The organism is Achromobacter sp. CSND-B12 (assembly GCF_052906545.1).
Genome location: NZ_JBREGJ010000001.1, coordinates 1795230 through 1819074, shown reverse-complemented (window position 1 = coordinate 1819074; position 23845 = coordinate 1795230). Strand labels below are relative to the sequence as shown.

Sequence of the window (23845 nt, the reverse complement as noted above, 5' to 3'; positions counted from 1 at the left end):
GCTCGTCTGTCTTCCTGCGACGGATTGGGGGGAGGGCGGTTTTCTTGGCGTTCTGTTCAACGTCGGGGTCGGGCGGAGGAGTTTGCGGGGCCCGCCAAAAACGGCTGCGCGGGCAGCCGTGTTTGGCATACATCGGGTGGGGCGTCGGGGGGGTGGTCGCTGCGCGAAGTGGCGGCGATGGGGGGCGCGCTTTGCGGCGCGCTTGTGGGAGGGCAACCGATTCTCGAACGAGGGTGTCTGAGCAGGGGCTTTGTTGAAGCCCGCGGGCGGATTGGCGCTCGCCGGGCGCGCCCGCGCCCGGCTCAGCCTTGTAGCTGTTTGTAGACTTCTTCGGAGACGCGTTGCAGTTCGTCGCGGCTGATGGCGCCGGAGAGGGCGTAGCCGAATTGGCCTTCGACCCAGTAGAAGACGCGGACGGGGCCTTCCTGGGTGAATTGGAAGGCGGTCTGGCCGCCGGCGGCTTCGCGGGTGACGTAGAGGGTCAGGCGTTGGCCGTCGGGGGCGCCGTACATGAAGAGGGCGACGGGGCCGCTGCCGCCGGGCAGGAGGCGGCCGCCGACGAGGTCGTAGCCGGCATGGGTAAGGGACGGGGCGCGCACGGGGGCGCCGAGGCGCTTGGTGAGCCAGGTGACAAGGGCCTTTTCGTTGTCGCCGCTGACTTCGACGGGGCGGCCCATGTCGGGGGCGTAGACGGCGTGGGCGATGGCGGCGCGCTGGGCGTAGCCGCCGGCGGCGCGGTCGGGTGTGGCGGTGGCCAATACGGTTTGCTGGTGGCGGGCGTCCATGGCGCCGCGCGCCATCCAGGCGCTGCTGGCGCTGATGACGGCGATGGCGGCACAGGCAGCGACGGCGCGCCAGGGCAGGCGGCGCGCGGGGGGCGAGAGCGGCAGGCGCAGGGGCAGGGGTTCGTCCAGCACCGGGTCAAGCAGGGCGTGCAGGGCGCGGCGCTGGGCCTGCCAGGCGTGCACGCGCGCCAGGTCCTGCGGATGGGCCGCTAGGAAGGCGTCGACCTCGGCGTGGCGGCCGGGCGGCAACTGGCCGTCGGCATAGGCGTGCAGGTCGGCTTCGGTGATGGGGTTGCCGGCGGTGGGAATGGCGTGGAGGCGTTTGTCGTTCATGTCATTTCACGCGATGGAGCCGGCTGGCGGGTTCCTGGCCCTGCATCAGGGCGCCCAGGCGTTCGCGGGCGCGCGACAGGCGCGACATGACCGTGCCGATCGGCACGCCCAGCACCTGCGCGGTTTCCTGGTACGACAGGTCTTCCACGCACACCAGCAGCAATACTTCGCGCTGCTCGGCCGGCAGGCCTTGCAGGCAGCGGTCCAGGTCGCGCACCTCCAGGTGGTCGGTCTGCGTGGCGCGCACCGGCACGTCGGGCAGGTCGCCCGCGCCGGCCTGTTCGGCCTGCCGGTGGCTGGCGCGCACGCCGTCGATGAAATGGTTATGCATGATGCCGAACATCCAGGCCCGCAGCTCGCCGCGGCGCTGCCAGCGCGAGTAGCGGCTCCAGGCCCGTTCGAGCGTGTCCTGCACCAGGTCGTCGGCCCGGTGCGGGTCGCCCGTCAGCCCGCGGGCGTAGCGCCGCAGGCTGGGGATGCAGGCCAGGATCGCGGCTTCGTCGTCGGCGCGCATGGTCGGGCGTGGAGGGACGACTCAGGCCGGATCAGGGCTTGATGACGTGCCAGACGTCCTTGAAGTTGTCGCCGGTCTTGTCGCCCGGCTTGGCGTCCTTGGCATACAGGTAGACCGGCTTGCCCTTGTAGGCCCACTGCTTGGAGCCGTCGTCGCGGGTGATGATGCTCAGGTCGCCCGAGGCCTTGGCGTCGGCGGCGGCGGTGACGGGCGGCCAGATCTTGGCGCACTGGTCGTTGCAGGCGCTCTTGCCGCCGGCATCCTTGTCGAAGGTGTAGAGGGTCATGCCGGCGCTGTTGACCAGGATGCCGTCCTGGGTCTTGACGGCCTGGGCATGGGCGCCGGCCGAGAACAGGGCGGCGCAGGAGAGGGCCAGGGTTGCGGCGAGTTGAGTGCGCATGTCGTGCCTCGTAGATGGAAGAGTTTGGGGGACTGCCCTCTACAGACGCGGGGCGGAACGGGAATATTCCGCCACCGGACAAAAAAATCGGGAGGGCTGGGGATGAAGATCCAACCGAGCCTCGCGCGGGCCCTTCGCGACGGCCGCCGTCAGGCGTGGCCGCCGGCGGGCGGGGCGGGTTCGTAGCGCATTTCTATTTCCAGGGCGGTCTCCTCGACAGGGGTGAAGCCCAGCGACTCGTAGAGCCGGCGGGCGGGGTTGCCCTTCAGGACGGACAGGGTGACCGGGGCGCCTTCGTCGTCCGCCTGCCGCAGCAGGCCGGCCAGCAGGCGCCGGCCCAGTCCCTGGCCCTGGAAGGCCGGGTCGATCTGGATCTGCACCACGCGCCAGCCGGCCGGATCGCGGAAGGTCTTGAACAGGCCCGCCGGGCGGCCGTGCAGCCAGACGATCTGGGCGTCGTCGAAGTGATAGCGGATGCGCGCCAGGTGATGCGCATCGTCCCGCGGTGCATCAACGCGCGCCAGGTGTTCGGTCATGGTTGCCTTGCGCAGCGCCAGCAGGAAAGGCAGGTCGTCTTCGGTGGCGGCTTGCAACGCCAGGGAATGGGGGCTCATGGTGCGGCTTCAGGGTTGCTTGGGGGGACCACGCTTGGCGCTTTTGCCGGCCTGGTGGATAAGGTTATAGAGCTGTTGCGCCGCCGGCGCCAGGGGGCGGCCCCTGCGCGAGATCAAACCCAGGCTGCGGGTGACGCGCGGATGCTCCAGCTTGACGCCCGCCAGCGTGGCGTGGCCGGCCGGCGGCATCGCCAGCTGCGGCACGGCCGCCACGCCCAGCCCGGCTTCCACCAGCCCCAGCAGCGTCATGACGTGGCTGACCTCGAAGGCGCTGACGGTGCGCTTGCCGCTCTTGGCCAGCGCGTCGTCGATCAGCAGGCGGTTGCCGCTTTCCTTGGCCACGGTCATGAAGCGTTCCTGCGACAGTTCCTCCCACGACACGCTGCGGCGGGCGGCCAGCGGATGGTCGCGCCGCACCGCCAGCACGAAGTCCTCGCGCAGCACCGCCTTGAAATCCACGTCCGGCTCCTGGGTGCCGAAAAAGCTGATGCCGAAGTCGGCGCGGCCCGTCACCACGCTGTTGAGCACGGTGTGGGCGGTCTCGTCGATGATGCGGACCCGTATCCGCGGAAAGCGCTCGGCGTAGTCATGGATGATGGCGGGCAGGAAGTAGTAGGCCACCGACGGCACGCAGGCCACCGTCACCAGACCGCCGCGCTGCGCCGCCAGGTCGCCAATGCTGAGCACCGCGCGTTCCAGTTCGTCGATGGCGCCGCGCGCCCGTTCCAGGAAGATGCGGCCGACGTGCGTCAGCGCCACGCGGCGCGTGGTGCGTTCCAGCAGGCGCGCGCCCAGCAGGTCCTCCAGCTTGTCGATGCGGCGGCTCAGCGCGGGCTGCGACAGGTTCAGGTCTTCGGCGGCGGCGCGGAAACTGGCGCGCTCGGCCACCGCCACGAAGGCCTGCAATTCCTGTAAATCGAAATTGATGCGTGCCATGCATTAATCCATCCGTAAGTTGCAATTCAAATAATAGCCGCGCCGTCGCAGAATGCACCGCATGGAAACGATCATCCCTTGCGTACTGATGCGCGGCGGCACCTCCCGCGGCCCCTTTTTTCTTGGCGACTGGCTGCCGGCCGATCCCGCCGACCGTGACCGGCTGCTGTTGCAGGCCATGGGGTCGCCCCACGCGCTGCAGGTCGATGGCCTGGGCGGCGGCAACTCGCTGACCAGCAAGGTCGCGATCGTGTCGCGCTCGACCCGGCCCGACTGCGATATCGACTATCTGTTCGCGCAGGTCTCGGTGGACCGCGCCAGCGTCGACACCCGTCCCAACTGCGGCAACATGCTGTCGGGCGCAGCGCCCTTCGCCATCGACGAGGGCCTGATCGCCGCGGCCGACGGCGAAACCTCGGTGCGGGTGCACAACGTCAACACGGGCGCCGTGATCGAGGCCGTGGTGCAGACGCCGGGCGGCCGCCTGACCTATGAAGGCGAGGCGCGCATCGACGGCGTGCCGGGCGCCGCCGCGCCCGTGCGCCTGAATTTCCTCGACGCCTGGGGGGCGGTCACCGGCCGCCTGTTCCCGACCGGCCTGCGGCAGGAAGTGGTCGACGGCGTGGCCGCCACGCTGATCGACGCCGCCATGCCGATGGTGCTGCTGCGCGCCGCCGACTTCGGCCTGCGTGGCGACGAATCGCCGGCCGAACTGGACGCCAACCCTGCCCTGCTGGCGCGCCTGGAGCGCATCCGCCGCGAGGCCGGCAGCCGCATGGGACTGGGGGACGTCTCGAACAGCGTCATTCCCAAGCCGGTGCTGCTGGCGCCCGGCAGCGATCCCGCCGCGCTGTCGCTGCGTTCGCGCTACTTCACGCCGCACGCCTGCCATCGCGCCCATGCCGCCACCGGCGCGGTGGGCGTGGCCGCCGCCTACCTGATGGCGGGCACCGTGGCGCACGACTGCGGCGGGCCGGCGCCGCGCCCGGGCTACCGTGGCGTGCGCATCGAGCACCCGTCGGGCGGCATGGACATTGACGTCAGGCTGGACGCCGCCAGCGGCGAGGTGCGGGCCGCCGGCCTGGTACGCACCGCGCGCAAGATCATGAAGGGCCTGCTGTACGTGCCGGGGCGCTATGTGCCGGCGCGCGAGGAACGCGCCAGCCGACCGGAGTCGGCGCCTGCCGCCATGGCGGCATAGGCTGCGATCAAGAATGCCGTACCCGGAAGCCGCCCTCGGCCGCCGGCACCGAAACATGAAGGTGGCGGCCCGAGCCGCCTCCGACCCGAGACACAGCGGTCCGCAGAGACCGCCCATAGAACCATCAGGAGACATGACATGGCTTTTCCCTCCCGCAGCACCCTGTGCGCCGCCGCGCTTTGCCTGGTCCTGGGCAGCCCGGCCGCGCAGGCCGAATTCCCCGAGCGCGCCATCACCATGGTGGTGCCCACCGCCGCCGGCGGCGGCAACGACACCCTGGCCCGCGTGATCGGGCAGAAGATGGGCGAGCTGCTGGGCCAGACCGTCATCGTGGTCAACAAGCCCGGCGCGCAGGGCGCCATCGCCGCCGACTACGTGGCGCGCCAACCGGCCGACGGCTACACGCTGATGCTTGGCTACATCGGCACGCACGGCATCAACCCGGCGCTGCAGAAGCTCAACTACGATCCGGTGCGCGACTTCACCGCCATCGGCATGGTGGCCGACTCGCCCACGCTGATGGTGGTGTCCAGCAGCATCGGCGTGCAGGACGTGCCGGGCCTGCTCAAGTACGGCCAGGCCCATCCCGACGGCCTGAGCTACGCCTCCGCCGGCCCGGGCACGGCGCCGGCGGTGGCGGGCGAGCTGTTCAACCGCGCCACCGGCGCGGCCATGCTGGAGATTCCCTACAAGGGCTCGGCCCCCGCCATGACGGACACGCTGGCCGGCGTCACCCAGGTCATGTTTCCCAGCCTGTTCAGCGCCTATCCGCACCTGAAGTCGGGCAAGATCCGCGCGCTGGGCGTGGCCGGCGCGCGCCGCGCCAAGGTGCTGCCCGACATGCCGACGCTGGCCGAGCTTGGCGTGCCGGGCGTGGACGTGGCGCAGTGGTACGCGGTGTTCGCGCCCGCCAACGCCGATCCGCAGGTGGTCGCCAAGTTGAACACCGCGCTCAATGGCGCGCTCAACGATCCGGCCGTGGCCGCCAAGATCGACGACCAGGGCGCCGAGGTGCGCACCAGCACGCCGGCGGAGCTTGCCGCGTTCGTGCGCGACGAAGCCGTCAAGTGGAAGAAGCTGGCGTCGACGATTCACGCGGCGCTGTAAATAGCGCCAAGGGCGAGGCGTCGAAGTGGCGCAGGTTCGGAAACACCAGCCGCAGGTCGTCGGCGCTGGCGCCGAACCAGCTACCCAGCGCCGCGCCCAACTGCTCCACCGCCAGCGTCGGCAGCAGCCGGCCGTTGTCCACGAACCCGGGGCCGTCGGGCGCGATCTGCGGATGCGTGCCGTGGTAGCGGCCGCCGTTGACGGCGCCGCCCAGCACGAAATGATGCGCGCCCCAGCCATGGTCCGAGCCGTTGCCGTTCGATCCCAACGTGCGGCCGAATTCCGAGGCGGTGAAGGTGGTGACCTGGCGCGCCACGCCCAGGTTTGCCAGCGCCGTCTGGAAGGCGGCCAGCGCCTGGCCCAGTTCCTTGAGCAGGGCCGGGTGGGTGTCGTTCAGGCCGGTGTGGTTGTCGTAGCCGTTCTGCGACACGAAGAATACCTGGCGCCGCGCCCCAAGGGCCTGGCGCGCCGCGATGATGCGGGCCACGATCTTCAACTGCTGCGCCAGCGGCGAGTCGAAATCGCCCGGCACGGCCACGCCAGACAAGGCCGCCCGCAGCCGCGCGTCGGCGTCGATCGACTGCGCCGCGATGCGCGACATTTCCCGTTCCATCAGGTGCTCGCGCGGCTGTGTGATCAGCTGGCGCAGCAAGGCGGTGCAGGCGCTGGAGCCGTACATGTCGCGTGTCAGCAGTTCGATGCGGGTCGAGCCGTTCACGCCGACCCGGTAGCCCGCGACATGGCGGCCGGCCAGCAACACGGTGCTGCCGCCGGCGGTGATGCCGGTGAAGCTGCGCTGCGCGTTGATGCCCGCGTACAGGTCCGTCAGCCGCCCGGCCCAGCCGGAGGAAGCGCCTTCCGGCGCCAGCGCCTGCCAGTATGACTGCTGGTCGTTGTGCGAGAACAGCTTGGGCGGCAGCGGCACCCGCGCGCCGATGTAGTCCGCCTTGCTGGTGGGCGCCACCAGCGGGCCGACGTTCAGCACCGCCGCCATCTCGCCGCGCTCGAACAGCGGCGCCAGCGGCGCCAGCGATGGCGCGAGCGCGAACTGCGCGCCGTCGGCGGCGGGCGCGGCGCCGCGTAGCGCGGTGGCTTGCAGCGCCTGGCGCGGCAACGCGATATCGGTGCGCGCGGCGGCGTAGGCGCGATGGGCGCCCGCGTCGAACGGCACCAACGTGTTGAACGGATCGTTGCCGCCGTACAGGAACACGCACACCAGCGCCTTGTAGCCGCCGGGCGGCGCGGATTGCGCCGCCGCCGCGCCCAGCGCCGCCAGGTTCAGCGCCAGCGGCGCGGCCGCGTGCGTGGCGCCCAGGGCGCAGGCGCGCAGCAGGAATTCGCGGCGGTCGGCCTTCATTTCTGCACCAGGTACTCGGGGCTGGCCGCCACCAGCGTGATGGCGGCGCGCACGCGGTCGCGCGGCCGTGCGCGCGGCAAGGTGTCGACCGCCTGCGCGATGGCCTGCGCCGTCGCCGCGCTGAAGGCGTCGCCCGCCAGCAGCAGCACGATGCGCGCCACCAGCGCGTCGGCGTCGGCGGCCAGGGCGATCTCGGCGGTGTACGGCGTCTGCAGGTCTTCCCAGCCGCGATCAACGTAGATGGCCACGAAGTTCAGGTAGCCGGCGATGCTGGTTTCATCGGTGATCTGCAGTTCCGGCGCCACCAGGCCGCGCCGCGCCAGCTCGGTGACGGGGGGCGTGTAGCGCGGCCGGAAGAAATTGAACACGCTGGCCGAGCGCATCGGGCTCTGCGCCAGCCGGATGGTGTTGTCGGTGGTGTCGGGCATGGCCCAGGCGCCGTTGGTGGAGGTGGCGCCGAAGGCGCGCGCCCAGCCGGAAAAGCGCAGGATGGGCTCGCGCACCTTGCCCCAGCCGGGCGTCGACAGGTCGGGGTGGCGCGCTTCGTCGTCCAGCAGGATGGCGCGCACCACGGCCTTGAGATTGCCGCGCGCGCCATGGCCGTCGTCGTCGAACACCGTCGCCACCCGCTCGACGTAGGCCGGACTGGGATTGCTGGTGACCAGCCGCTGGATCAGTTGCGTGCCGATGAACGGCCCGACGTTCGGATGCGCGCTGATCACTTCCATCGCGCGCTTGAGCGACAGGTGGCCGTCGGTGCCGGGCGGGATCACCGCGCCCAGGAAGCGCTTTTCGGCCAGCGAATGCAGCGCCGGATTGAGCGCCATCGGCCGCCGGTGGAACTGCACGTCGGTCTCCGGCCCATCCAGGTCCCAGCCGGTGAAGACCTTGGCCAGTCCCTGCACGTCGGCATTGTCGTAGGTCTCCACGGGGGCGCCCTTGACCAGCCGGGGCGTGCCGTCGCGGTTCAGTTCGACCAGGCCGATGCTGAACAGCTGCATCACTTCGCGCGCATAGTTCTCGTCGGGATGGCGGCCGGTGCGCGGGTCTTCCTTGCGGTTGCCGCGATAGGTCAGCATGCAGCCCATCGACAGGTTGCGGGTGACGGCGGTGAGCAGGTCCTGGTAGCTGCCAAAGGCATGCTCGGCCAGCAGGTCCATGAAGCCGGCGGCGCCGAACAGCGGCCAGTTGGCCGTGATCGACGCCACCCCGACCACGAAGATCTCCGACAGCGCGAACGCCACCCGGGTGCGCACCTGGTCCTCGGCGCTGATGAACTTGCGCCACAGCGTCGATTCGAGCGGCGCGTTGATACCGTTGCCCTTGTAGGCCTCGGTGTCCTTGCCTTGCTGCAGCAGCCAGTCGAAATGGCTTTGCGACGGCGGCAGCGCCAGTTGCGCGTCGAGCCAGGCGGCGTAGCCGTCGCGCACCACCGCGTCGATCAGCGCCGGCGTCGGGCCGAAGGTGGCCTGGGCCAGGAAGCGCGAGGCCTGGCCAGGCGTGGGCGGGCGGGTTTCAGCGGAAGCGGGCGGCGCCGCTCCGAACGGCGACGCGGACATGCAGGCAGCCCCGGGGTCGAATGCGAAAGCCTACGGTAGCGAAGCGCCAGGGGGGCTTCAAGACCGCCATTCGGACGAGGGACTAATCCTTTTGCACGAGGCGCGCACGCGCGGCGCGCCGGCCCGCGCGGGGGCCGGCCGGGCCCCGCGGATCAGACCGAACGGGTGATGCCGCCGTCGATGCGGATGTTCTGTCCGGTGATGTACGAGGAAGCGTCGGAGGCCAGGAAGGCGATCAGGTCGGCCACTTCCTCGGCGGTGCCGTAGCGGCCCATCGGGATGCGCGCGCGCCGGTCTTCCTTTTCCGGCAGGCTGTCGATGAAGCCGGGCAGCACGTTGTTCATGCGCACGTTGTGTTCGGCGTATTCGTCCGCGAACACCTTGGTGAACGCGGCCAGGCCGGCGCGGAACACGCCGGACGTGGGGAACAGCGCCTCCGGTTCGAAGGTGGCGTAGGTCGAGATGTTGACGATGGCGCCGGATTTCTGGCGCTTCATGACCGGCGCCACCAGGCGCGCGATGCGCACCACGTTGAGCAGGTAGAACTCCATGCCCAGGTGCCAGTCGTCGTCGCTGATCTCCAGCAGCGGACCCTTGGGACCGTGGCCGGCGCTGTTGACCACGGCGTCGACGCGGCCCCACTTCTGCAGGGTCGCGTCCACCAGCCGCGCCAGGTCCTCGGGCGAGCGGTTCGAACCGGTCACGCCCAGGCCGCCGAGTTCGGCGGCCAGCGCCTCGCCCTTGCCGGACGAGGACAGGATCGCCACGCGGTAGCCGTCGGCGGCCAGTTTGCGCGCCGCGGCCGCGCCCATGCCGCTGCCGCCGGCGGTGATGATTGCCACTTTATCCGTGCTCATGCGTCGTTCCCCAAGAGTATTGGCAAACGGCCATTGTAGGGGCGGGCGCGGCGGCCCCGCGCAGATCCCGCGAGGCCGGCAGGGGCGATCAGTCGACCAGCTTGAGCACGCCCTTCATCAGCGCGAAGTGGCCGGGGAACGAGCAGAAGTAGGCATAGTCCTGGCCGGCGGCCAGCTTGCTGACGTCGAAGGTGACCGAATCGGTCTCGCCGCCGCCGATCACCTTGGTGTGGGCGATGACGCGGGCGTCGTCCTTCTTGACGTAGTTGTTGTCCAGGCCGGCGGCCATGCCGTCGTTGACGGCGCCCTGCATGTCGGCCTGCTTGGTCAGCACCCAGTTGTGGCCCATGACGTTCTTGGCCAGCTTGCCGGGGTGCTTGAGGTTGACGGTGAACTGCTTGCAGCTCTTGCTGACCGTGATTTCCTTCTTGTCGAACTGCATCTGGTCATTGCCGGCGATGTCGACCGAGCATTCGGCCGCCAGCACGGGCGCCGAGGCCAGGGCCAGGATGGTCGCGGCGCAGAGATTCTTCAACAGCATGTTCATGCCTCCAGGTGTCGAGGGGAAAAGGGCCGCGGAGCCGTTGCACCGGATCCCGCGGGCGACAAAGTGATCCGACCTCAGTCTACGCCTCTTGGGCCGGCCTTGCCCGCCGGCGGTTTGACGCAGCGCAATCGGACGCCAGCGAATTGCGCGGGCGCCGCATCAACGCGCCGCTGGCTGCGCGGTTACGCGCCAGATCACGTTGCCGACGTCGTCGGCCACCAGCAGGCCGCCGCGCCCATCCACGGCCACGCCCACCGGCCGGCCGCGGGCCTGGCCGTCCGCGTCCAGGAATCCCGTCAGCACGTCGCGCGCCTGGCCGTCGGCGCGGTTGCCGGTGAATGGCACGAAGATGACCTTGTAGCCGCTGCGCGGGTCGCGGTTCCAGGAACCATGCTGGCCGACGAACATGCCGTGGGTGAACGGCGCCGGCAGCGTGGCGCCGCCGGACCAGGCCAGCCCCAGCGAGGCGGTGTGCGGCCCCAGCGCGTAATCCGGCACGATCGCCTGCGCCACCAGGTCCGGGCGCGGCGGCTTCACCCGGGTGTCGACGTGCTGGCCGAAGTAGCTGTATGGCCAGCCATAGAAACCGCCGTCGCGCACCGAAGTCATGTAGTCGGGCACCAGGTCGCTGCCCAGCTCGTCGCGTTCGTTCACCGCCGTCCACAGCGTCTTGCCGTCGGGGCCCCAGGCCATGCCCACCGGGTTGCGCAGGCCGCTGGCATACAGGCGCTTGGCGCCGCTGGCGACGTCGATTTCCCAGATGGCGGCGCGGCCTTCCTCTTCCGCCATGCCGTTCTCGGCGACGTTGCTGTTCGAGCCGACCGTCGCATACAGTTTGGCGCCGTCGGCGCTGGCGATGAGGTTCTTGGTCCAATGATGGTTGCGCCCCGCGGGCAGGTCGGTCACCTTGACGCCGGGCGCGTCGATGCGGGTCTGGCCGGCCTGGTACGGAAACCGCAGCACCGCGTCGGCGTTGGCGACATACAGCTGGTCGCCCACCAGCGCCATGCCGAAGGGCGAATTCAGGCCTTCCAGGAACACGCTGCGCGTCTGCGCCGCGCCATCGGGCGTCAGGCCGCGCAGCAGGGTGACGCGGTTGGCGCTGGGCGTGCGCGCGCCGGCGCGCTTCATGACGATGCCGGCGGCCCAGTCCTTGAGGCCGCCGGACATCTCGGGCGGCTTGGGCGGCGCGTTGGTCTCGGCCACCAGCACGTCGCCATTGGGCAGCACGTAGAGCCAGCGCGGATGATCCAGGCCGCGGGCGTAGGCGGTGACCGCCAGGCCGCTGGCCGGCGTCGGCAGGCCGGTCTCGCTCCAGCCCACCGCCCTGGCCGTGTTGACCGTGGGAATGAGGGTGGTATTGGGGGCGGGCAACTCGGGCCGCGGCCCCATGCCGGCCTCGACCGGCAGGCGGGCGACTTCGCCGCAAGCGGCCACCAGGCTGGCGGCCGCGACGAGCGCCGGCAACAGGTATCGAATTCGCATGGCGCGGCTCCAGGCGCGGATGGGCGAACTTCCATCATACGACGGGGCGGCGCGGCCTTGCGCGCCGCCACCGGGCGAGGGGCCGGTGGCGGCGTGGGGGGCTAGCGCATGTCGAAGGCTTCCTGATGCCAGTGGACGTTGCCGCGCCCCAGGCGCCGCAGGCCCTTGCGCAATGCGTTCGCCAGTCCGGCGGGGCCGCAGTACCAGACATCGGCGACGCGGCCGGCGGCCACTTCGCCCTGCGCCAGCGCGGCGGCGTCCAGGCGCTGGCCGGCGGCGGCGCTGTGTACCTGGAGCGTGACGTTGTCCAGCGCGGCGCAGCGTTGCCGCAGCACGTCCACGAACGGGTCGGTTGCGCCGTCGCGCACGCAATAGTGCAGCCAGACCGGCGGCGTGTGGCCGGACGCGTCGCGCGCGGCCTCCAGCCAGGCCAGGAAAGGCGTGACGCCGATGCCGCCCGCCACCCACACCTGCGGGCCGGCGGCGGGACGCTCGAAGCGGCCATAGGGGCCTTCCACCATCACGGGCGCGCCCTCGCGCAACGTGGCGGCCAGCCGCTGGGTGTAGTCGCCCAGCGCCTTGATCTGGAACGTCACGTCGCGGCGTCCGCGATGCGGCGCGCTGGCGATGGTGAACGGGTGCGCGCCTTCGCGCCGGTCGAAGGTGACGAAGGCGAACTGGCCGGCGGCGTGGCCGGGCCAGCGCGCACCGAGTTCACAGGTGACTTCGAGGATGTCGCCGGGCCGTTGCGTCAGCGCCGTCACCCGGCCCGCCACGCGCCGGGCCCGGCCGATGCGGCCGGCCAGCGACAGTAGCGCGGCCCAGGCGCCGCCCGCCATCAACGGCAGCAGCAGCGCGCCGGTCGGCCCGGTCCAGTAATAGGCCGGCGCCAGCGCCAGGGTATGGAACACCAGTATCAGGTAGGCCAGCGGCATGGCGCGGTGGACGATGCGCCAGGCGTGGTACGGAAAGCGGCGCCACAGCGTGATGACCAGCATGGCCAGCAGCGCGTAGATCGTCCATTCGCCCAGGTCCTTGGCCAATCCGCGCGAATCCGCCAGCATGGCCAGCACCGCGTCGCGCGCCGGCCTGCCCTCGACGCCGACCAGCGCCTTCAGCGGCGTGCTGGCCAGCTTGACCAGCCAGTGCGCGGCGCCGGCGCCGATGGCCAGGATGCCGGCCCATTTGTGCAGCCGGTAGATCTTGTCCATGCCGCCCAGCGGACCTTCCAGCCAGGCAGGGCGCAAGGCCAGCAGCATGATCAGCGACATCAGGCCGATGGACCAGACACCTGTCAGGTACAGCGCCTGCTGGCGCAGCACCCAGGGCCAGGCGGCCGTGGCCGCCGGTTGCAGCACCAGGGCGTCGATGGCCCAGGCGCCGGTCAGCGCCAGCAGGAACAGTCCCAGGGCGGTACGGGTTTTCATGGCGTCGGCCTCAATCCTTGATACGGCTGCGCAGCACCGCGCCGGTCTGCGCGTCCACCCGCAGCTTCACGCGCTGGCCTTGCGGGTTGTCGGCCTTGACGTCGTAGCCGCGGTGATGCTCCAGTTCGATCTCGGTGATGTTGCGATAGCCCGCGGCGGTCAGCGTGTCATAGACCTGGCGCACGGTCAGGATCTGCGCGGCGGGGGCGGCCTGGACCGGCGCGGTTGCGGCGGGCGCCGGGGTCACCGGAGCGGGCTGGGGTGCGGTCTGCGCCAGCGCGGCGGTGCCGCCGACGGCGGCGGCGCCGATGGCCAGGGCGGACAGGGTCTTGCGGATCGGGTTCATGCGGTTTTCTCCTGAAGGTCGAGGTAGGGCCGTGGATCGGCCATGACGTCATTATTCGGCGGGGCGCATGAACCCGTTCTGAAGCCCTCGTTCACCCGCCGTTCATGTTCTGCCCGCTATAAATGAGGCGCTTGTGCTCCCTGTTTTTCCCCCGCGCGCCGGGTTACCCTGGAACGCGACCGCCCGACGGAATTCCCATGACCGCACGCCTACGTATCGCAATCTGGCTGACCGGCCCCGCGCTGGCCCTGGCGCTGGCCCTCGGGCCGGGCGCGGGCCGCGCCGACGAAAGCGACCATGAACAGGCGCGCCAGGCCCTGCAGGCCGGCAAGGTGTTGCCGTTGCGGTCGGTGCTGGATATCGTCGAGCGTGATTTCCCTGGCCAGGTGGTCAAGGTGGAATTCGAGGAGGATGACGGCATCTTTCTCTACGAAATCCGCCTGCTGCAGCCCGGCGGCAGCCTGGTCAAGCTGAAGATCGATGCGCGCGACGGCACCGTGCTGGGCATGAAGGGGCGCGACATCCAATTCCGGAACCGACACTGATGCGCATACTTGTCGTCGAAGACGAACCGACCCTGGCCGCGCAGCTGGCCGAGGCCCTGCGGCTTGCGGGTTATACCGTCGACACCGCCGCGGACGGCGCCGACGCGCACTACATGGGCGAGGTCGAGACCTACGACGTGGTGGTGCTGGACCTGGGCCTGCCGGTGATGGACGGCCTGACGGTGCTCAAGCAATGGCGCGCGGCCGGCCGCGGCATGCCGGTCCTGATCCTGACCGCGCGTTCCAACTGGCACGAAAAGGTCGCCGGCATCGACGCCGGCGCCGACGACTACCTCACCAAGCCCTTCCACATGGAAGAACTGCTGGCGCGCGTGCGCGCCTTGCTGCGGCGGCACAGCAACCACGCCAGCGCGCAATGGCGCTGCGGTCCGCTGATGCTCGACACGCGGCTGGCCCGCGCCACTGTCGACGGCCAGCCGCTGAACCTCACCAGCCACGAATTCAAGGTGCTGGCGGTGCTGATGCAGCACGCCGGCGAGGTGGTCTCGCGCGGTGACCTGATCGAACACATCTACGCCCAGGACCACGACCGCGACTCCAACACCATCGACGTGTTCATCGGCCGCCTGCGCAAGAAGCTGCCGGCCGACACCATCGAGACCGTGCGCGGGCTGGGTTACCGGCTCGCCTGTCCGTCATGACCGGGCCGCGCGCGCCGGGGTCGCTGCGTTGGCGCATGCTGGCCGGCACGCTCGCCTGGATCGCGGCGATCATCGTGCTGGCCGGATGGGGACTGGGCAGCCTGTTTCGCCAGCACATTTCCGAACAGTTGCGGGCCGAACTGGCGCTGCACATGAATCAGTTGACGGCGGCGGTCAGCGTGGCGCCGGACGGGCGACCGACCGTGGCCTCTCCCTTGAGCGATCCGCGCCTGGAGCAGCCGCTGTCCGGCCTGTACTGGCAGATCGACCGTCTCGACGACGCCGGCCGCGTGGTGGCCGCGGGCGTGGCGCGTTCGCGCTCGTTATGGGACCAGGTACTGGCCCTGCCCGCCACTGACCGCACCGATGGTTTCCATGACATCGCCGGACCCGAGAACCACGACCTGAGCGCGCTGACACGCCTGCTCAAGCCCGAAGACAGCGACGCCGGCGCGCTGCGCCTGGTGGTGGCCGCCGATCGCGCGGTGCTGGCCGAGCCCATCGAACGCTTCGACCACATGCTGTTGCTGTCGCTGGGCGCGCTGGCCGCCGGATTGGTGGCGGCAGCGGTGGTGCAGGTGATGGTTGGGTTGCGGCCGCTGGGGCGGCTGCGGCGCCAGCTGGCCGCGCAGCAGGGCCGCAACAGCGTTCGCATCGAGGGCCGTTTTCCCAGCGAGATCCAGCCGCTGGTCGATGATTTCAACCGCGTCCTGGCGGTCAACGCCGACATCGTGCAACGGGCGCGGACCCAGGCCGGCAACCTGGCGCATGCGGTCAAGACGCCGTTGACCATCCTGGGCAACGCGGCGATGCGCGAAGAGGGCGCCTTCGCCCGCCTGGTGCGTGAACAGGTTGCGATGGCGCAGCGCCAGATCGACCACCACCTGGCGCGCGCGCGCGCCGCGGCGGCCTCCGGCACGGCGGGCGGACGCACGCCGCTGCGGGCGCCGCTACAGGCGCTGTTGCGCGTCATGCAGCGCTTGTATGCGGCACGGGAACTGCAACTGGAGATGGACGAATTCGCCGACCGGCTCGAGTTTCGCGGCGAGGAGCAGGACCTGCAGGAAATGGTCGGCAACCTGCTCGACAACGCCTGCAAATGGGCCGTGCGGCGCGTCCGCATCGGCGCCCAGGCGACCGCGCCAGACCGCCTGAGCATCGTGATCGACGACGACGGCCCGGGCATCTCCGAAGACGAGCGCGAACGCATCTTCGAGCGTGGCGTGCGCATGGACGAGCAACGGCCTGGTTCCGGCCTGGGCCTGGACATCGTGCGCGACCTGGCCGGCACCTATGGTGGCGAGGTCAGCGCGGGGCCATCGCCGCTGGGCGGGCTGCGCGTGACGCTGACCTTGCCGGCGTTGCCGACCGGCCTCTAGCGGACCTGCCGCGCCGGCCGCCTCGCGCCCGCGCCGGGGGTCAGCGCACCAGCGTCACCGGCACCTCGGCCAGTTGCACCACCTGGTTGGCGACCGAGCCGATCAGCACGCCGGCCAGCGCGCCATGGCCGCGCGTGCCCATGACGATGCGCGCGCACTGGTGTTCCTGCGCATAGGCGTGGATCTCGATCGCCGGTTTGCCGAATTCGACATGGCTGGTGTAGTCGGTGCCGGTGACGTCGAGCAGCTTGCGCGCTTCATCGGCGGCTTCCTGGCCCTCACGCACGTAGTACTCGTCGATCATGTCCTGCGTGACCAGCCGCGACAGGCCGGCGCGGCCCTGCGGCGGCGACTGGATGTTGAGCAGGTGGATGCGCGCGTCGGGCGCGCCCTGGGCCAGCTGGCGCGCGTGCAGCACGGCGCGGTTGGCATTGTCGGAACCGTCCACGGGGACGAGGATGTTCAGCATGGCGGCTCCTTACTTGACCAGGGTGACGGGCAATTCCGTCAGGTGCAGGACCTTGGTGGCGACCGAGCCCATGAACAGCGCGGCCACCGAGCCCATGCCGCGCGTGCCCATGTAGATTTCGTCGGCGTCGATCTCGGCGGCGACGCGGGCGATGGTCTCGGCCGCCGCGCCGGTCTCGATGCGCGGGGTGAACGGCACGCCGGCTTGCGCCAGCAAGGCGCTGGCGTCGCGCAGCGCGGCCTCGCCTTCTTCCTGGTGATAGGCGTCGATATCGGCCTGCGACAGGCCGCGGCCGATCTTGCCGGCCTGCAGCGGGATCTGCACGGTCAGCAGCTCCACGCGTTCGACGGGGTCATAGCTGCGCGCATCGAGCATGGCGCGCACGGCGTGGACGGCATGCTGCGAGCCGTCCACCGGGATCAGAATGCGTTTCATCGACGTCTCCTTGTTGTCCGCGAGCCCGCGGCCGCCCCGTCATGGCGGCGCCGCGGCAACTCCACTTTACGCAATTATTCCGTCGGACGGGGGCCGGCGGGATGCGCGCAATCAAAGGAAACGGAATCGGCCCGTCAGCACCACCCGGGCGGCACCCGCGTGGCGGTCGCCGGCAGGCCGAGCAGTTGCGCGGCCAGGCCGGCCAGCGCGGCGGCGTCGCCGGTGGTTACCAGTTCCACCGCGCCGGGGTCCGCGCCCGCCAGCAGTCCGCGTTCCTGCAACTGGTGCCGCAGGCGCCGCGCCACCGGCCCGCCGGTTTCCAACAATGGCACGGCGGGGCCCGCCGCTGCCTGGATCGCGTCATGCAGGAACGGGAAATGGGTGCAGCCCAGCACCAGCGCATCGGCGCCCTGGGCCAGCAGTTCATGCACCGGGGCGGCCACGACGCGGGCGGCGGCCTCGCCTTGGATTTCACCGCGTTCCACCTGCAGCACCCATTCGGGGCAGGGGCGGAACAGGATGCGGATCTCCGGCGCCTCGCGCTGCACCAGAGCGGCGAACTTGGGGCTGGCCAGCGTGCCCGTGGTGGCGAAGACGCCCACCACGCCGCTGCGCGTCAGGTGCGCGGCCGGCTTGATGGCTGGTTCCACGCCGATGATCGCCAGGTCCGGATGGCGGGCGCGGAGGGCGGCGATGGCGGCGGCCGTGGCGGTGTTGCAGGCCACCACCATGGCCTTGGCCCGGCGCGACACCAGGTAGTCGGCGATGGCCAGCGCCCTTTGCTGGACGTATTGCTGCGTCTTCTCGCCGTAGGGCACGTGGGCGGAGTCGGCCACGTACAGCAGGTGCTCGTGCGGCAGGGCCTCGCGGATGGCGCGCAGCACGCTCAATCCGCCGACGCCGGAGTCGTATACGCCGATGGGATGGGGGGCGGGCATGGGGATGCGGCTGGGACTGGGGGGGGCCAGTGTAGCGCTATCGCGCCGGGTCCTCGGCTTCGCGGTGTGCCCGCACTTCCTCGATCAGGCGGCGGATGGCGCCGGTCAGCGGCGCGTCGCGCCAGATCAGCGTGAGCGGCGCGCGCATTGCCACCGGGCCGCTGACGTTGACGTACACCACGCCCTCGATATTGACCCGGCGCAGCGAGGCCGGCACCAGCGACACGCCCAGGCCGGCCGCCACCAGGCTGAGGGTGGACAGCATGCGCGGCGCTTCCTGGGCCACCCTGGGGCTGAAGCCCGCGGCGCGGCACGCCGAAATGATGGCATCGTACAGTCCCGGGCCGTTGTGGCGGCGATACAGGATCAGCGATTCGTCGGCCAGTTCCGACAGGGCGATGCGCTTGCGCGCGCGGCCCTTGACCATGGGGTGGTCGGCCGGAAAGGCGGCCAGCATGCTTTCCTCCAGCACGGTCTCGACCGCCACGCCGCGGTCGACGCCATGGGCGCCGCGGATGAAGGCCACGTCGACGCGGCCGTCGCGCACGTCTTCCATCAGTTCGCCGGTGCTGCTTTCCTCCAGCACCAGGCGCACCTGCGGCGCGTTCTCGCGAAAGCGGCGGATCAGCGACGGCACGAAGGGATGGAAGGCCGCCGAACCGGTGAAACCCACCGTCAGCCTGCCGCTTTCTCCCAGCGACACGCGCCGCACGCCATCGACCGCCTGGTCGACCAGGGCCAGGATGCTGCGCGCGTCGGCCAGCAGGGCGCGGCCGCTTTCGGTCAGATCCATGCCGCGCGGCAGCCGGTGGAACAGCGTGACGCCCAGCTCCTGTTCCAGCACGCGGATCTGCTGGCTCAGTGGGGGCTGGCGGATGCCGAGCCGGGCGGCGGCCTTGGTCAGGTGGGATTCCTCGGCCACCGCCAGGAAATAGCGCAGCAGACGCAGGTCGACGGATGCCATATGAATAGGATATGAGTGTTTAACCAGTCATATATTAGACATTATCCTGGCGCGGGAGTAGGCTGCGTGCTGTCTCTCCACTCCCGGCGCCTTGCGGACCCGCCGCGACCTCCACGACAATGAACGCAGCAGCACCTGATTCCCCCGACGCCGCCACGCGGCCGCCGCCCACTTGCGGGCAACTGTTCTACGGATTCCTCATGCTCGGCCTGACCGCCTTCGGCGGCGCGCTGCCCCTGGCGCGCCGCATGGTGGTCGAAAAGCACCGCTGGCTGTCCGGCGCCGAGTTCACCGACCTGCTGGGGCTGTGCCAGTTCCTGCCGGGCGGCAACATCATCAACCTGTCGGTGGCGCTGGGCATGAAGTTCCGCGGCCCGCGCGGCGCCTTCGCGGCGCTGATGGGCCTGATCCTGGCGCCTTCGGCCATCGTGGTGCTGCTGGGCATGGTCTACGACCGTTTCCAGAACGACCCGCACATCCAGCACCTGTTCGCCGGGCTGGCCGCGGCCGCCGCGGGGCTGCTGATTTCGATGGCGGTCAAGATCGGCATGCCGGTCCTGAAGCGCCGCGATTGGCTGGCCGGCCTGGTGGCCACGGCCTGTTTCATCGCCATCGCGGTGCTGCGCATCCCGCTGCTGCCGACCATGGCGGTGCTGACGCCGCTGAGCATCCTGCTGGTCTGGAGGCAACGTCGATGATGCAGACCCTGATCGCCCTGGCCATCATCTTTTCGCAGCTGTCGGTGCTGGCCTTCGGCGGCGGCAACACCATCCTGCCCGAAATGCAGCGCCAGGTGGTGGAGGTGCACGGCTGGATGACGGCCGCCGACTTCTCCGCGCTGTTCGCCCTGGGCCAGGCGGCGCCCGGCCCCAACCTGATGGTGGTCACGCTGGTCGGCTGGCACGTGGCCGGCTGGGCCGGCATGCTGGTCACCACGCTGGCCAAGTTCGGGCCGTCGTCCCTCATCACCATCATCGCCCTGGGCCTGTGGGAGCGCTTCAAGGACCGGCCCTGGCGCGGCGTGATCCAGGCCGGCATCTTCCCCATGACGGTGGGGCTGGTGGCCGCCAGCGCCGCCCTGATCACCGAGGCCTCGGTGCATTCCTGGCTGCTGGGCGCCATCACCGCCGTGGTCGCGTTGCTGGGCAGCGCCTCGCGCATCCACCCGCTATGGCTGCTGTTCGGCGGGGCGCTGGTCGGATTGCTCGCTATCGGTTAGCGTTTAGGCTCCTGCCACGCTGGGAGTCCGCCATGACGCTGCCGGTCAAGGATCCGGATATCGAATCGCCGCCCGCCGGGATCGCGCCGCTGCCGTTCTTCCATGCGCACCGGCGGCTGGTGCTGTGCGGCGCGCTGTTCGCCATCCTGGCCGGCGCGCTGTGGCGCGTCGGCCTCACGCCCAGCCGCGCCGGGCTGCTGGCGTTCGACGTGGCAGCGCTGGTGTTCCTGCTGCTGACCGGCGCCGCGTTCGGCAGGGCCACGCCGGACATGATGCGGGTACGCGCGCAGCAGGTCGACGTCGGCCGCAGCGCCGTGCTCTGGAGCAGCGTGGCGCTGTCCTGCCTGGTGATGGCGGCGCTGTGGACCGAAATGCGCGCGGCAGGCGGCGCCGAGGGCGTGGCCGACCTGGTGGCGGCCGCCGTCAGCATCGTGCTGTCGTGGCTCTACCTGAACATGATCTTCGCGCTGCATTACGCGCATGGCTACTACAGCCGTCGCAATGCCATGCACAAGGGCCTGGATTTTCCGGGCAAGGAAGATCCCGACTACTGGGACTTCGCCTATTTCGCCCTGGTGCTGGGCATGACGTTCCAGGTTTCCGACGTGCAAATCGTCAGCCGGCGGATGCGGCGCACGGCGCTGGTGCACAGCGTCATCGCCTTTTTCTTCAACGTCTTCATCATCGCCATTAGCGTCAACGTCGCGGCGGGGCGGGCATGAAAAAACGGCCGTGAGGCCGTTTTTTTACCGTGAGACCGGTTGACCGCTCTCAGGCCGCGGCCAGACGCCACAGCGACGTCACTTCCTTCGAACGCGCCGCGTACAGCGGATCGCCGGGGTCCCTGGCGCGGCCATGCGTGGGCCGCGTATCGATGCGTTCCAGCACGCGCAGGCCGGCCTGCTCGATCATCTCCAGCAATTGCTCGCGGGTGCGCAGCCCCAGGTGCTCGGCCAGGTTCGACAGGATCAGCCAGCCCTCGCCGCTGGGCGTCAGGTGCGCCGCCAGTCCGTTCAGGAAGCCCCGCAGCATGCGGCTGTCGGGGTCGTAGACGGCGTGCTCGACGGGCGAACTGGGGCGGGCCGGCAGCCACGGCGGGTTGCAGACGGCAAGCGACACCCGGCCTTCGGGAAAGAGGTCGGCTTGCACCACCTCGACCTGTTTCGACAGGCCCAGCCGTTCGACGTTTTCGCGGGCGCAGGCCAGCGCCCGCGGGTCCATGTCGGTGGCGATGACGCGCTTGCCGCCGCGGCGCGCCAGCACCGCCGCCAGCACGCCGGTGCCGGTGCCGATATCGAAGGCCACGCTGCCGCGCGGCATCGGGGTGCGCGCCACCAGGTCGATGTACTCGCCGCGCAGCGGCGAAAACACGCCGTAGTGCGGGTGGATGCGGTTGTCCAGCGCGGGAATCTCCACGCCTTTCTTGCGCCATTCGAAGGCGCCGATCAGGCCCAGCAGTTCGCGCAGCGACGCCACGTACGGTTCGTCGGCGGGGCCGTGGGCTTCTTCGCAGGCCTGCCGCGCATCCGGCGCGCGGCGCAGCGAAATGCCGTGGCCGGCGTCGAACGGAATCAGCAGCATGCCCAGGATGCGGGCGCGCTGCGACTGGATCTGGCGATGCTGGTTGAAGGCTTCCAGCATGGTGTCCACCGGCTTGCGCGGGCGCTTGTCGACGCGGCGCGTGATCGCCTGCAACAACTGGCGCGCATTCTGGAAGTCGCCGCGCCACAGCAGGCCCACGCCTTCGCACGCCAGGCGATAGGCCACGTCCGCAGTGGTGCGGTCGTCGGCCAGCACCACGCGCTTGGGCGGCGTGGCGCCGGATTCCGAGCGCCAGCGGGCGGTGTGGTGGGTCTGGTCCGGGGCTTCGCCCTCGGTCCAATGCAGTTCAGGCAGGGTCAACGGGACGCTCCGGACAAGGCGGGCTTCAGGGGCAGGACGGTCATGAAACGGGGAAATCCAGGGGGGAAAAGAAAACAAGGCGCGGGCTGCCAATGTAGCAGCTTCGCGCCTTCGGGGCGGCGGACGGCGCCTGGCGCCGCCCTTCGGGGCGGTATCAGTGGAACAGCACCACGGCCTTCTGCAGCGTGATCCAGATGCCCCAGGCCAGCGGGATGCCGACGCAGGCCCAGGCGAACAGCACCAGCGCGGCCGGCGTGCGGAAGGTCGAGGCGCCCACGCCGTGGGTCTCGGCCGCCGCCGCGCGTTCATGCGCCAGGGCCTTTTCGCGCGCCAGTTCCTCGTCGCTCATGAAGTACTTGGGGTTCACCGGGCGGATCGCCAGGTTGCACAGGAAGCCCAGCACCAGCATGCCGGCCAGGATGTACATGGTGATGTCATACACCTGCGCCCGCGGCACGCCGATGGACAGCTGGTATTCGCGGATGTAGTTCACCAGCACCGGCCCGAAGATGCCCGCGGCCGACCACGCCGTCAGCAGGCGGCCGTGGATGGCGCCCACCATCTGCGTGCCGAACAGGTCCGCCAGGTAGGCCGGCACGGTGGCGAAGCCGCCGCCATACATCGACAGGATGACGCAGAAGGCCGCCACGAACAGCGCCAGCGCGTCCATGTGCGCGGTCCAGGGAATCGCCGCGTACAGCGCGAAGCCCAGTACGAAGAAGATCAGGTAGGTCATCTTGCGGCCCAGCTTGTCCGACAGGCTGGCCCAGAAGAAGCGGCCGCCGATATTGAACAGGCTGAGCAGGCCGGTAAAGCCCGCGGCGATGGCGGCGATCGCGGCCAGCTGGCTCTTGTCGAGCTGGCCGTAGCCCAGCTCGGGCTTGTTGATCAGACCGCCGCCGAACACTTCCTGCAGCAGCGGCGAGGCCATGCCCAGGATGCCGATGCCGGCGGTCACGTTCAGGCACAGCACCAGCCACACCAGCCAGAACTGCGGCACGCCCCAGACCCGCTTCACGTGCACGTGGCCCTTGGTGATCATGACGTTGTTGGCGTGCTTGGCGGGCGCGGTCCAGCCTTGCGGCTTCCAGCCGGTGGGCGGCACGCGGTAGCCGAGCGCGCCCGACATCATGAAGACGAAGTACACCAGCGCCATGGTCAGGAAGGTCTGCCACACGCCCGGCGAGGCGGGCGTGGCGAAGTGGCGCATCAGCACGTCGGCCAGCGGCGCGCCGATCATGGCGCCGCCGCCGAAGCCCATGATGGCCATGCCCGTCGCCATGCCGCGACGGTCCGGGAACCACTTGATCAGCGTGCTGACCGGCGAGATATAGCCCAGCCCAAGCCCGATGCCGCCGATGACGCCCGAGCCCAGCCACAGCATCCACATCTGGTGCAGGTAGACGCCGGCCGCCGAGATCACCAGGCCGCCGCACCAGCACAGCGCCGACACCACGCCGGCCTTGCGCGGTCCGGCGCGTTCCAGCCAGCCGCCCCACAGGGCCGCCGAGCAGCCCAGCAGCACGAAGAACAGCGTGTACATCCACCCCATGGTGGAGATGCGCCAGTCGCAACTGGTGGTGAACAGTTCGGCGACCAGGCTCATGTCGGCCGGGCATTGCAGCGGCTGGGCGCCGCCGATGGCCTTGGACAGGGGCAGCCAGAACACCGAAAAGCCATAGGCCATGCCGATGCAAAGGTGGATGGCCAGCGCGGCCGGGGGCACCAGCCAGCGCGAGAAGCCCGGCCCGGCGATGGTGCGTTCTTTGTCCAGGAAGCCCGGCTTGGCGCCGGGCAGGTCGAGTGTTGCAGTGCTTTCCATGAGGTCTCCTCGGGGTGCGGCTTTATAGCGGCGTTGGCTGGA

General features: G+C 70.2%; 26 protein-coding genes. 8 read left to right on the top strand and 18 right to left on the bottom strand.

Going from position 1 to position 23845, the window contains the following annotated elements; all coding sequences use genetic code 11:
• Positions 1 to 302: 302 nt before the first annotated feature.
• The 5 genes from ACUTAG_RS08505 to ACUTAG_RS08485 form a co-directional block, all read right to left on the bottom strand.
• A complete protein-coding gene (locus tag ACUTAG_RS08505) occupies positions 303 to 1118 on the bottom strand; it encodes an anti-sigma factor family protein (protein ID WP_054439684.1) in 816 nt (271 codons plus the stop codon).
• 1 nt (position 1119) lies between these two features.
• The gene (locus tag ACUTAG_RS08500; protein ID WP_006384421.1) at positions 1120 to 1632 is read right to left on the bottom strand and encodes an RNA polymerase sigma factor; all 513 of its coding nucleotides are present in this window, start codon (positions 1630 to 1632) and stop codon (positions 1120 to 1122) included.
• A 31-nt stretch (positions 1633 to 1663) separates the two neighbouring features.
• Complete coding sequence (locus ACUTAG_RS08495; protein WP_006384420.1) at positions 1664 to 2032, bottom strand: COG4315 family predicted lipoprotein; 369 nt, start codon at positions 2030 to 2032, stop codon at positions 1664 to 1666.
• Positions 2033 to 2181: 149 nt separating this feature from the next.
• The gene (locus ACUTAG_RS08490; RefSeq protein ID WP_006384419.1) at positions 2182 to 2646 is read right to left on the bottom strand and encodes a GNAT family N-acetyltransferase; all 465 of its coding nucleotides are present in this window, start codon (positions 2644 to 2646) and stop codon (positions 2182 to 2184) included.
• Positions 2647 to 2655: 9 nt separating this feature from the next.
• Entirely contained in the window at positions 2656 to 3582 is a 927-nt protein-coding gene (locus ACUTAG_RS08485; RefSeq protein ID WP_020926626.1) for a LysR family transcriptional regulator, read from the bottom strand.
• Positions 3583 to 3643: 61 nt separating this feature from the next.
• Here ACUTAG_RS08485 and ACUTAG_RS08480 point away from each other — a divergent pair, with 61 nt between their 5' ends.
• Together ACUTAG_RS08480 and ACUTAG_RS08475 are read left to right on the top strand one after the other, a co-directional pair.
• Positions 3644 to 4783 (top strand): 4-oxalomesaconate tautomerase, encoded by a 1140-nt coding sequence (locus tag ACUTAG_RS08480; protein ID WP_047993340.1) that lies wholly within the window; start codon positions 3644 to 3646, stop codon positions 4781 to 4783.
• 138 nt (positions 4784 to 4921) lie between these two features.
• Positions 4922 to 5890, top strand: a complete 969-nt coding sequence (locus ACUTAG_RS08475) for a Bug family tripartite tricarboxylate transporter substrate binding protein (RefSeq protein ID WP_020926628.1) — start codon at positions 4922 to 4924, stop codon at positions 5888 to 5890.
• On the opposite strand, the gene ACUTAG_RS08470 is transcribed toward ACUTAG_RS08475, so the two are convergent.
• The 7 genes from ACUTAG_RS08470 to ACUTAG_RS08440 form a co-directional block, all read right to left on the bottom strand.
• A complete protein-coding gene (locus ACUTAG_RS08470) occupies positions 5847 to 7247 on the bottom strand; it encodes a DUF1501 domain-containing protein (protein WP_148316961.1) in 1401 nt (466 codons plus the stop codon). The genes ACUTAG_RS08475 and ACUTAG_RS08470 overlap by 44 nt on opposite strands.
• On the bottom strand, positions 7244 to 8806 hold the full coding sequence (locus ACUTAG_RS08465; protein ID WP_148316959.1) for a DUF1800 domain-containing protein: 1563 nt from the start codon (positions 8804 to 8806) through the stop codon (positions 7244 to 7246). Before ACUTAG_RS08465 ends, ACUTAG_RS08470 begins: the two co-directional genes overlap by 4 nt.
• Before the next feature lie 152 nt (positions 8807 to 8958).
• Complete coding sequence (locus ACUTAG_RS08460) at positions 8959 to 9663, bottom strand: SDR family oxidoreductase (protein WP_020926631.1); 705 nt, start codon at positions 9661 to 9663, stop codon at positions 8959 to 8961.
• 88 nt (positions 9664 to 9751) lie between these two features.
• Positions 9752 to 10204 (bottom strand): azurin, encoded by a 453-nt coding sequence (gene azu / locus ACUTAG_RS08455; protein ID WP_006384410.1) that lies wholly within the window; start codon positions 10202 to 10204, stop codon positions 9752 to 9754.
• Positions 10205 to 10369: 165 nt separating this feature from the next.
• The gene (locus ACUTAG_RS08450; RefSeq protein ID WP_148316958.1) at positions 10370 to 11695 is read right to left on the bottom strand and encodes a PQQ-dependent sugar dehydrogenase; all 1326 of its coding nucleotides are present in this window, start codon (positions 11693 to 11695) and stop codon (positions 10370 to 10372) included.
• Between the two features lie 101 nt (positions 11696 to 11796).
• Positions 11797 to 13122 carry a ferredoxin reductase family protein gene (locus ACUTAG_RS08445; protein ID WP_049054952.1) on the bottom strand — a complete coding sequence of 442 codons (1326 nt, stop codon included), beginning with the start codon at positions 13120 to 13122 and terminating at the stop codon, positions 11797 to 11799.
• Between the two features lie 10 nt (positions 13123 to 13132).
• Positions 13133 to 13468 carry a PepSY domain-containing protein gene (locus tag ACUTAG_RS08440; RefSeq protein WP_026384332.1) on the bottom strand — a complete coding sequence of 112 codons (336 nt, stop codon included), beginning with the start codon at positions 13466 to 13468 and terminating at the stop codon, positions 13133 to 13135.
• A 197-nt stretch (positions 13469 to 13665) separates the two neighbouring features.
• Between ACUTAG_RS08440 and ACUTAG_RS08435 the strand changes: the two genes are divergently transcribed.
• From ACUTAG_RS08435 to ACUTAG_RS08425, 3 genes are read left to right on the top strand one after another with little or no spacing between them, the layout of a single operon-like run.
• Positions 13666 to 14013 (top strand): PepSY domain-containing protein, encoded by a 348-nt coding sequence (locus ACUTAG_RS08435; RefSeq protein WP_020926635.1) that lies wholly within the window; start codon positions 13666 to 13668, stop codon positions 14011 to 14013.
• Positions 14013 to 14675 carry a response regulator transcription factor gene (locus ACUTAG_RS08430; protein ID WP_026384331.1) on the top strand — a complete coding sequence of 221 codons (663 nt, stop codon included), beginning with the start codon at positions 14013 to 14015 and terminating at the stop codon, positions 14673 to 14675. The genes ACUTAG_RS08435 and ACUTAG_RS08430 overlap by 1 nt, the downstream gene beginning before the upstream one ends.
• Positions 14672 to 16054 carry a sensor histidine kinase gene (locus tag ACUTAG_RS08425; protein WP_148316956.1) on the top strand — a complete coding sequence of 461 codons (1383 nt, stop codon included), beginning with the start codon at positions 14672 to 14674 and terminating at the stop codon, positions 16052 to 16054. Before ACUTAG_RS08430 ends, ACUTAG_RS08425 begins: the two co-directional genes overlap by 4 nt.
• Positions 16055 to 16094: 40 nt before the next feature.
• Here the strand turns inward: ACUTAG_RS08425 and ACUTAG_RS08420 are convergent, their stop codons facing one another.
• The 4 genes from ACUTAG_RS08420 to ACUTAG_RS08405 all read right to left on the bottom strand — a co-directional run bounded on the left by ACUTAG_RS08420 (position 16095) and on the right by ACUTAG_RS08405 (position 18860).
• Positions 16095 to 16523: a universal stress protein gene (locus ACUTAG_RS08420; RefSeq protein ID WP_006384626.1), complete on the bottom strand. Its 429-nt coding sequence runs from the start codon at positions 16521 to 16523 to the stop codon at positions 16095 to 16097.
• A gap of 9 nt (positions 16524 to 16532) precedes the next feature.
• Positions 16533 to 16958: a universal stress protein gene (locus ACUTAG_RS08415; protein WP_020926638.1), complete on the bottom strand. Its 426-nt coding sequence runs from the start codon at positions 16956 to 16958 to the stop codon at positions 16533 to 16535.
• 134 nt (positions 16959 to 17092) lie between these two features.
• A complete protein-coding gene (murI, locus tag ACUTAG_RS08410; protein WP_148316954.1) occupies positions 17093 to 17896 on the bottom strand; it encodes a glutamate racemase in 804 nt (267 codons plus the stop codon).
• Positions 17897 to 17933: 37 nt separating this feature from the next.
• On the bottom strand, positions 17934 to 18860 hold the full coding sequence (locus ACUTAG_RS08405) for a LysR substrate-binding domain-containing protein (protein ID WP_148316952.1): 927 nt from the start codon (positions 18858 to 18860) through the stop codon (positions 17934 to 17936).
• 119 nt (positions 18861 to 18979) lie between these two features.
• On the opposite strand from ACUTAG_RS08405, the gene ACUTAG_RS08400 reads away from it, so the two are divergent.
• The 3 genes from ACUTAG_RS08400 to ACUTAG_RS08390 are packed head-to-tail and all read left to right on the top strand — an operon-like array spanning position 18980 to position 20801.
• Positions 18980 to 19558 (top strand): chromate transporter, encoded by a 579-nt coding sequence (locus ACUTAG_RS08400; RefSeq protein ID WP_006386690.1) that lies wholly within the window; start codon positions 18980 to 18982, stop codon positions 19556 to 19558.
• Positions 19555 to 20079 (top strand): chromate transporter, encoded by a 525-nt coding sequence (locus ACUTAG_RS08395; RefSeq protein ID WP_006386689.1) that lies wholly within the window; start codon positions 19555 to 19557, stop codon positions 20077 to 20079. Before ACUTAG_RS08400 ends, ACUTAG_RS08395 begins: the two co-directional genes overlap by 4 nt.
• 32 nt (positions 20080 to 20111) lie before the next feature.
• On the top strand, positions 20112 to 20801 hold the full coding sequence (locus ACUTAG_RS08390; RefSeq protein WP_148316950.1) for a DUF1345 domain-containing protein: 690 nt from the start codon (positions 20112 to 20114) through the stop codon (positions 20799 to 20801).
• A 49-nt stretch (positions 20802 to 20850) separates the two neighbouring features.
• Here ACUTAG_RS08390 and ACUTAG_RS08385 read toward each other — a convergent pair whose 3' ends face one another.
• Both ACUTAG_RS08385 and ACUTAG_RS08380 read right to left on the bottom strand, forming a co-directional pair.
• On the bottom strand, positions 20851 to 21981 hold the full coding sequence (locus ACUTAG_RS08385) for a methyltransferase (protein ID WP_148316948.1): 1131 nt from the start codon (positions 21979 to 21981) through the stop codon (positions 20851 to 20853).
• 154 nt (positions 21982 to 22135) lie between these two features.
• Positions 22136 to 23803, bottom strand: coding sequence for an OFA family MFS transporter (locus ACUTAG_RS08380; RefSeq protein WP_148316946.1), 1668 nt, complete (start codon positions 23801 to 23803; stop codon positions 22136 to 22138).
• Positions 23804 to 23845: the final 42 nt, after the last annotated feature.

Coding starts and splice junctions, on each gene's coding strand:
- ACUTAG_RS08505 (WP_054439684.1), bottom strand. CDS start 1,118: ATGAACGACAAACGCCTCCACGCCATTCCCACCGCCGGCAACCCCATC.
- ACUTAG_RS08500 (WP_006384421.1), bottom strand. CDS start 1,632: ATGCGCGCCGACGACGAAGCCGCGATCCTGGCCTGCATCCCCAGCCTG.
- ACUTAG_RS08495 (WP_006384420.1), bottom strand. CDS start 2,032: ATGCGCACTCAACTCGCCGCAACCCTGGCCCTCTCCTGCGCCGCCCTG.
- ACUTAG_RS08490 (WP_006384419.1), bottom strand. CDS start 2,646: ATGAGCCCCCATTCCCTGGCGTTGCAAGCCGCCACCGAAGACGACCTG.
- ACUTAG_RS08485 (WP_020926626.1), bottom strand. CDS start 3,582: ATGGCACGCATCAATTTCGATTTACAGGAATTGCAGGCCTTCGTGGCG.
- ACUTAG_RS08480 (WP_047993340.1), top strand. CDS start 3,644: ATGGAAACGATCATCCCTTGCGTACTGATGCGCGGCGGCACCTCCCGC.
- ACUTAG_RS08475 (WP_020926628.1), top strand. CDS start 4,922: ATGGCTTTTCCCTCCCGCAGCACCCTGTGCGCCGCCGCGCTTTGCCTG.
- ACUTAG_RS08470 (WP_148316961.1), bottom strand. CDS start 7,247: ATGAAGGCCGACCGCCGCGAATTCCTGCTGCGCGCCTGCGCCCTGGGC.
- ACUTAG_RS08465 (WP_148316959.1), bottom strand. CDS start 8,806: ATGTCCGCGTCGCCGTTCGGAGCGGCGCCGCCCGCTTCCGCTGAAACC.
- ACUTAG_RS08460 (WP_020926631.1), bottom strand. CDS start 9,663: ATGAGCACGGATAAAGTGGCAATCATCACCGCCGGCGGCAGCGGCATG.
- azu (WP_006384410.1), bottom strand. CDS start 10,204: ATGCTGTTGAAGAATCTCTGCGCCGCGACCATCCTGGCCCTGGCCTCG.
- ACUTAG_RS08450 (WP_148316958.1), bottom strand. CDS start 11,695: ATGCGAATTCGATACCTGTTGCCGGCGCTCGTCGCGGCCGCCAGCCTG.
- ACUTAG_RS08445 (WP_049054952.1), bottom strand. CDS start 13,122: ATGAAAACCCGTACCGCCCTGGGACTGTTCCTGCTGGCGCTGACCGGC.
- ACUTAG_RS08440 (WP_026384332.1), bottom strand. CDS start 13,468: ATGAACCCGATCCGCAAGACCCTGTCCGCCCTGGCCATCGGCGCCGCC.
- ACUTAG_RS08435 (WP_020926635.1), top strand. CDS start 13,666: ATGACCGCACGCCTACGTATCGCAATCTGGCTGACCGGCCCCGCGCTG.
- ACUTAG_RS08430 (WP_026384331.1), top strand. CDS start 14,013: ATGCGCATACTTGTCGTCGAAGACGAACCGACCCTGGCCGCGCAGCTG.
- ACUTAG_RS08425 (WP_148316956.1), top strand. CDS start 14,672: ATGACCGGGCCGCGCGCGCCGGGGTCGCTGCGTTGGCGCATGCTGGCC.
- ACUTAG_RS08420 (WP_006384626.1), bottom strand. CDS start 16,523: ATGCTGAACATCCTCGTCCCCGTGGACGGTTCCGACAATGCCAACCGC.
- ACUTAG_RS08415 (WP_020926638.1), bottom strand. CDS start 16,958: ATGAAACGCATTCTGATCCCGGTGGACGGCTCGCAGCATGCCGTCCAC.
- murI (WP_148316954.1), bottom strand. CDS start 17,896: ATGCCCGCCCCCCATCCCATCGGCGTATACGACTCCGGCGTCGGCGGA.
- ACUTAG_RS08405 (WP_148316952.1), bottom strand. CDS start 18,860: ATGGCATCCGTCGACCTGCGTCTGCTGCGCTATTTCCTGGCGGTGGCC.
- ACUTAG_RS08400 (WP_006386690.1), top strand. CDS start 18,980: ATGAACGCAGCAGCACCTGATTCCCCCGACGCCGCCACGCGGCCGCCG.
- ACUTAG_RS08395 (WP_006386689.1), top strand. CDS start 19,555: ATGATGCAGACCCTGATCGCCCTGGCCATCATCTTTTCGCAGCTGTCG.
- ACUTAG_RS08390 (WP_148316950.1), top strand. CDS start 20,112: ATGACGCTGCCGGTCAAGGATCCGGATATCGAATCGCCGCCCGCCGGG.
- ACUTAG_RS08380 (WP_148316946.1), bottom strand. CDS start 23,803: ATGGAAAGCACTGCAACACTCGACCTGCCCGGCGCCAAGCCGGGCTTC.